Raw genomic sequence first — 6,000 nt, forward strand, 5'->3', positions numbered from 1 at the left:
AGGTAGTTTTTATTTTTTTGTTTAATATTTAGGATTGAATATCTGGGTATATAGTTAATGAGGAGGGATTTTAATGAAAGACTATATTCATATAGGTTCAGATAAAAGTGTTTTACAAAGACTTTTAGGTCAGCCGTCTAGAATAGACGCCAACATGTGGACTTATGGGACGTCTTATTTTAAGCTAGATGCTGATCAAAAGGTTGTAGCATGGAAAAACATGTTTGGTGAACTTAATGATGGTATGAGGCTTTATATGCCAAATGATAAGACTTTCTTCTTAGGTTCAACCATGGATCAAGTTCTAGAAGCCATGGGCTCACCAACAACTGTCATTCATTCTAGACAACCAGAATGGCGTTATGAGGCTTCTCATATAAAGTTTAGAGATGGCATTGTTATAGAGTGGAAAAACCTTTATAACCAGATGGATCATGGGATGATCCCACCTCTTGATGGGGTGGACTTTGTAAGACTTGGTTTGACAAAAGAAGCTGTCTTAAAGGCACTTGGTTCACCGACTGTGATCCTTGCCATAAATCCTGATATATGGCACTACCAGGGTTCTTATATCAAGTTTAGAGATGACTTGGTTATAGAATGGAAAAACCTATATAATCAGATGGACCATGGCATGAAAAAACCTGAAGAGAGTGATGATTATCTACAAATTGGCATGACTGAAAAAGAAGTACTTGCCTTATTAGGTTCTCCGACGTCTATTTTGGCTTCCAACAAAGATGTTTGGAAGTATGAGTCCTCTCATCTAAAGTTTAAGAACCACCTTCTGGTAGAGTGGAAGAACATGTTTGGACAAATCGATTTAGGCATGAAAAAACCCTTGTATAAGGATTTTGTTAGAATTGGCATGACCAAAGACCAGGTCTTAGATATATTTGGTAGTCCTGATACTATTTCAGAACTGGCACCAGACTTATGGCATTACAAATCATCTCATATACTCTTTAAAATGGGCCATGTTATAGAATGGAGGAATATGTTCCATGACTTTGATAGAGGCATGAAAAGAGGGCACAAGGAATGTGAAGACGTCATCATAGGAGCCAGTGAAGAAGTTGTTTTAAATAGACTGGGTTCACCAACAAGTATTTTTGAAAGAGAGCCTTTTACATGGCATTATGGCAATGCGGCCGTCTACTTTGATGACAACCACCATGTTTTATCCTGGAAAAACATCGGTGATATAAAAAAAGAAATTGAAAGATTTGGATAAAAAATACCGACTGTTTTACAGTCGGTATATATTTTTATTTAGGTAACATAGCTTCTTTAAAGCCCATATAAGGTTGTAAAGCTTTTGGAATTGTTACAGAACCATCAGCTTGTAAATGGTTTTCTAAGAAAGCAATCAGCATTCTAGGTGGTGCAACCACTGTGTTGTTAAGTGTATGAACAAAACCTTTACCTGAATCACCCTTACGACGAATCTTAAGTCTTCTGGCTTGTGCATCACCTAAGTTAGAACATGAACCAACTTCAAAGTACTTTTGTTGTCTAGGAGACCATGCTTCAATGTCTACAGACTTTACTTTTAAGTCTGCTAAGTCACCAGAACAACATTCTAATGTTCTAACTGGTACCTCTAATGAAACAAAGAAGTCTACAGTGTTTTGCCATAACTTGTTGTACCAATCCATAGCTTCCTCAGGCATACATAAAACAACCATTTCTTGTTTTTCGAATTGGTGGATTCTATAAACACCTCTCTCCTCGATACCGTGTGCACCTTTTTCTTTTCTGAAACATGGAGAGTAAGAAGTTAATGTATGTGGTAAAGTTTCTTCCTGTACAATAGAGTCAATGTATTTACCGATCATTGAGTGCTCACTTGTACCGATTAGGTATAAGTCTTCACCTTCGATTTTGTACATCATAGCATCCATTTCTGCAAATGACATAACACCCTTAACAACATCACTTCTGATCATATATGGAGGGATAACATACGTAAAACCTCTGTCGATCATAAAGTCTCTTGCATAAGATAATAACGCAGAATGAAGTCTAGCCACATCGCCCATCAAGTAGTAGAAACCATTACCCGATACTTTACCAGAAGCTTCTAAGTCCACACCATCAAATGACTTCATAATGTCAATGTGGTAAGGAATTTCATATGCTGGTACAACTGGCTCACCATATTTTTCAAGCTCTACGTTTTCTGTATCGTCTTTACCAATTGGCACTGAATCATCGATGATGTTAGGGATCTTCATCATGATTTCATTTACTTTTTCATCGTATTCTTTACCAAGTGCTTCTAACTCAGCTAACTTCTTAGCGTTTGCTGCAACTTGCTTTTTAACTTCTTCAGCTTCTTCTTTTTTACCTTGACCCATAAGCTTACCAATTTGCTTAGAAAGAGAATTTCTGCTTGCTCTTAAATCATCTACCTGTGTGATGGTCTCTCTTCTTTTTACGTCAAGTTCTAAGATGTCGTCTACCAAACCTAGTTTGTCATCTTGGAATTTCTTTTTCATGTTTTCTTTAACTCGATCAGCTTCATGTCTAATTAAATTAATATCAATCATGTCATACTCCTTTCAAAAATCAAAAAAATCCCTCTCCCACAATGGGACGAAAGATTCGCGTTGCCACCCAAATTGATACAATGTATCCACTCTAGTCACATGATAACGAATGTGAAACGTGTAAGGTTAATTACAAGCTCAGAGGTAGATCATAAAGTATTTGGACAGCTTTCACCAAGCGCTGACTCTCTAAACAAAGTGACTTTATTATGGCCTCTTCAAAGCATCATTTTTTCATACTTTAACATAGATTTTAGCTTCTTTCAAGTTATTCTAGCATACTTACAGGAATTTTTTGATTTACGCACTTTATTGAAGGTATCTTATTAATGAATAAAGTTTTGATATTTAATTGACATAGTGTCATTTAAGTATTAAACTTATATAAGAAACACAGTGTTATTTATATAAGTGAGGTCTGTATGCAATATAGAAGTTTAATTAAGGGCAGTGAAGAATTATCAGTATTAGGTTATGGATGTATGAGATTTCCTACAAAAGGGAATCGAATCGATGAGGAAAAAGCTTTAGAGCAAATGCTTTATGCTTACAATGAAGGTGTTAATTACTACGACACTGCTTATCCTTATCATGGAGGAAGAAGTGAAGTTGTATTAGGTAAGTTTATCAAGAAAAACAACATAAGGGACAAGGTTTACATAGCAGATAAGCTACCAGCATTTTTAGTCAACAGACAAGAACAAATCGAAAAGTATTTTTATACTCAACTAGAGAGACTAGATACACATTACATCGATTATTATTTGATGCATATGTTAGAAACTATGGAGTCTTGGGAAAAACTTAAGAAACTAGGTATATTAGATTTTATTGAAGAGAAGAAAAAAAGTGGTCAGATCAGACATATTGGTTTTTCTTTTCACGGCAAACAAGAGGAGTTTATCAAGATCTTAGAAGATTATCCATGGGATTTCTGTCAGATTCAATTTAATTATTTAGACGAGTACAATCAAGCAGGTTTAGAAGGTCTTAACAGGGCAGATGAACTTGGTATTGGCGTTGTTGTTATGGAGCCTTTAAGAGGTGGTAACCTGGCTGCTAAGGCACCCGATAAGGCTATAGAGCGTTTCCATGAGTTTGATAAAAGCAGGTCTGCAGCCTACTGGGCTCTTAGATGGATTTGGAACCATGAAAAAGTATCAGTTGTCTTAAGTGGTATGAATGTAGACGAACACATAAAAGAGAACATTAGGGTAGCGAGTGAAACCCATCCAAACTCTATGTCTGATGAGGAAATCAAGGTTGTAGATGACGTTAAAGAGATTTATAGATCTCTGATGAAGGTACCTTGTACAGGCTGTAACTACTGTATGCCTTGTCCATTTGGTGTGGATATACCAGGGACTTTTGCATCTTACAATGACAAGTATTTCTTTGGTGGTAGACAAGGACAGTTTATGTATATAGCAAGAGCTGCAGGGGTTACGAGTGGAGAAAAAGTAGGTGCTGATCTGTGTACTGATTGCGGTAAGTGTGAACATCACTGTCCTCAAACCATCAAGATCAGAGACGAGCTTAAAAATGCCCATAAGGATCTTAATATACCCGTGGTAAGATTCGGTATGAATGTGGCAGCAAGGGTTATGAATAGACGCAAAAAATAGGAGGCTTCTTATGAAGTCTCCTTTTCTACTAGTCTGTTTTTGGATGTGTCCTTGTGTATAAAAACGCTTAAGAGTACCAAGCTTGTTATAAGATTGCCTATAACGTTAATCACTTGATTGGAAAAGAAAGCAGTTAGAGCAGGTATGGTCACGACTCTATAGACAACGATTAAGATACTGCCTATAAGAACGTGGCTTAAATTGGCTTTCTTATAAGTGCCGCCTCCAATTATTATAGAGAGTGCCCCCATACTCCATAGGCCAGTGTTTGGATAGGAAATGATGATATATTTTGAGTTCATCAAGTAAAAAATCTGACCCAAGGCTGCAATAAAAATTGAAAGGGTAAAAGCAGATGTTTTTATATAAGTAGTTGATTTGCTTGATATAAACTGATCAAGTCTATTTGACTTTTCAGTAAAGTGTATTATAGCCATTACGGCTATTGCAAATACCAGCATGATAAGAACGTAGTTACCTGGAAAAAGATTTTTTATATCAAGAGTTGAGCGAATGTTTTGATCGTCTGGAAACAATAAGTCTGGTGATACTCTTATGATTGTCCCAAGTAGACCGAAGACAATAAAGCTATAAAATATGCCAGAAGCTGTTCCTAAAAAATAAGAAGCAATCATGGTATGGTCATCAGCCTTACTGAGTATAAAACCATTTAATAGGCCTAAGAGCAAAGTAAAAAGACATGTCATCAGAAGTGTGACTATCATTAAGCCCATTCCGGTAAGTTCTGCGTTTATCGCAAATATAAGACCTAATTGACCAGCTATACATCCGGTGATGATGGCAAAGTTAAAACCCATGCCAGCCTTGATTGGCATGATTAAGGCAAGACTTAAAAGAAGTGTCATGATCAAGAGATTAGACATATCCTTTACAAGAAAACCAAGGTTTTTGTCTGTAAGTAAAAATCCTATAATAACCATGACAAAGAAAAAAATCAGTATTGAATGTGTTTTGAGATACTTTTTTACATCAAGATTATCAAACATTGAAGCCCCCTATCTAATAAAATATTAGCACATAAATACCGTTTTCTGTTAAATATAGGGAAAATAATATTTTATTTAATGGTATATTAATACATTTAAAACACCACATGGCTGTGGCGTTTTAAATCATTACTTAAAGAGAACAAAAACAATAGTAATTAGGATGTATACAGCAAGATCATAGCCATGATTGATGATGCCAAGTTTGATGGTTCTGTTCTCGAAGCCCCAGTTTTTAACGAGGCTTGAAAGGTCTGTACCTAACCATAAGATGATGGCGAACAAGATACCAGTAAAAATGGATGTAATATTTAGGTTGGTAATTAGAAAACCGATAACATAGGAAGTAATCAGGGCTGTTAAGCCAGTCATACCATAGACCTTGCCCATACCTTCTGGATTATCTACATCCTCCTGAGTCACGCCAGATTCTTTCATCCATGGCTTAGCGAAAAGAAGCGGAGAGTACCATAACATACCTAAAACCATATTGAGGATCATTCCAATAATGAGCCCTATTATATTTACACTAAATGTCATTTTTATCACCTCAGTTTACTTCTACCCATTTAGTGAACTTAGAAACATTCATGTTCTATAAAGGTTATTTCATGTAAAAGTATGTATCTATCTAAAATTAGTGGTTATAATGGAATAGGAAAAAGATTGGAGCTTCTTGCGATATAGTTAAATAAAGAAACCTCACAACTTAATAGGTTATAATGGTAGTGACTAAACTAACCAGAGCTTATTAAGAAGGAGGCTTCAAATGAATTATAACAAGAATGAGAAATTAAAACAAATTACTGATGAAAC

5 protein-coding genes and 1 other annotated feature are annotated in these 6,000 nt (G+C 35.8%); of the genes, 2 read left to right on the forward strand and 3 right to left on the reverse strand.

From position 1 onward, the window contains the following. The first annotated feature begins 73 nt into the window (after positions 1-73). Complete coding sequence (gene bamE / locus EZV73_RS14080; RefSeq protein ID WP_240840976.1) at positions 74-1,234, forward strand: outer membrane protein assembly factor BamE; 1,161 nt, start codon at positions 74-76, stop codon at positions 1,232-1,234. A 34-nt stretch (positions 1,235-1,268) separates the two neighbouring features. Here bamE and serS read toward each other — a convergent pair whose 3' ends face one another. Beyond that, positions 1,269-2,552, reverse strand: coding sequence for a serine--tRNA ligase (gene serS / locus EZV73_RS14085; RefSeq protein ID WP_240840977.1), 1,284 nt, complete (start codon positions 2,550-2,552; stop codon positions 1,269-1,271). Between the two features lie 39 nt (positions 2,553-2,591). Further along, positions 2,592-2,783: a binding site (T-box leader), on the reverse strand. 191 nt (positions 2,784-2,974) lie between these two features. Between serS and EZV73_RS14090 the strand changes: the two genes are divergently transcribed. Beyond that, entirely contained in the window at positions 2,975-4,177 is a 1,203-nt protein-coding gene (locus tag EZV73_RS14090; protein ID WP_240840978.1) for an aldo/keto reductase, read from the forward strand. Between the two features lie 8 nt (positions 4,178-4,185). Here the strand turns inward: EZV73_RS14090 and EZV73_RS14095 are convergent, their stop codons facing one another. Then, positions 4,186-5,184, reverse strand: a complete 999-nt coding sequence (locus tag EZV73_RS14095) for a hypothetical protein (RefSeq protein WP_240840979.1) — start codon at positions 5,182-5,184, stop codon at positions 4,186-4,188. Between the two features lie 129 nt (positions 5,185-5,313). Further along, positions 5,314-5,724, reverse strand: coding sequence for a DUF1761 domain-containing protein (locus EZV73_RS14100; RefSeq protein ID WP_240840980.1), 411 nt, complete (start codon positions 5,722-5,724; stop codon positions 5,314-5,316). Between the last annotated feature and the right edge of the window lie 276 nt (positions 5,725-6,000).

Source organism: Acidaminobacter sp. JC074, assembly GCF_022496765.1.
Classification (GTDB): Bacteria; Bacillota; Clostridia; order Peptostreptococcales; family Acidaminobacteraceae; genus JABXKX01.